This is a genomic window from Pseudomonas sp. P5_B2 (genome assembly GCF_056400445.1).
In genome coordinates this window covers 1-787 of the sequence record NZ_JBFULH010001260.1, presented here as the reverse complement: position 1 = coordinate 787, position 787 = coordinate 1, and the positions used below count along the sequence as shown (strand labels likewise).

Annotated in this window: 1 protein-coding gene and 1 pseudogene; both read left to right on the top strand. The window is 59.8% G+C overall.

All coding sequences use genetic code 11. The features are described 5' to 3' along the window. Positions 1 to 639: phosphatidate cytidylyltransferase (locus AC1DRJ_RS30625; RefSeq protein WP_477805406.1), on the top strand; the 639-nt coding region annotated here is incomplete at its 5' end. After that, positions 636 to 787 (top strand): annotated as a pseudogene (locus tag AC1DRJ_RS30620) (1-deoxy-D-xylulose-5-phosphate reductoisomerase); the annotation flags it as partial. The gene AC1DRJ_RS30625 and the pseudogene AC1DRJ_RS30620, both read left to right, overlap by 4 nt.

Genomic DNA, 787 nt, shown 5'->3' with positions numbered 1-787 from the left:
GCCTATGCCGTTGCCGTCGCACTGATACTGTTCGTCATGTACATCCTGCCGGGGCTGGCGCCTTGGGTATTGGGCGCTTCGGTGCTCTGGTGGGGTGTGGCGACATATCTGGTGCTGACGTACCCGCGCTCCAGCGAACACTGGGCCAGCGCCGCCAGTAAACTGGTGATCGGTCTGCTGATCCTGTTGCCGGCCTGGCAAGGCTTGGTCCAGATCAAACAGGAGCCCTTGGGTAACTGGCTGATCATGGCAGTGATGGTGCTGGTCTGGGGGGCGGATATCGGTGCGTATTTTTCCGGACGGGCCTTCGGCAAGCGCAAGCTGGCGCCACAGGTCAGTCCTGGCAAGAGCTGGGAAGGCGTGTACGGCGGTTTGTTGCTGAGCCTGGTGATCACGGCGATTGTCGGTTTAGTGCGTGATTGGGGTTTGGCCCAGATGCTGATGGGATTGGTCGGTGCGGCAGTGATCGTCTTTATCTCGGTGGTGGGCGATCTCACAGAGAGCATGTTCAAGCGTCAATCGGGCATCAAGGACAGCAGTAACCTGCTGCCAGGGCATGGTGGTGTCCTGGATCGAATCGACAGCCTGACGGCTGCGATTCCGGTGTTCGCCGTGCTGTTGTGGATGGCTGCACCGTGAGTCGCCCACAACAGATTACTGTCTTGGGGGCGACCGGTTCGATTGGTCTGAGCACCCTCGACGTGATCGCTCGTCATCCGGATCGTTATCAGGTTTTCGCATTGAGCGGGTTCACCCGTTTGAGCGAGCTGCTGGCCTTGTGCGTGCG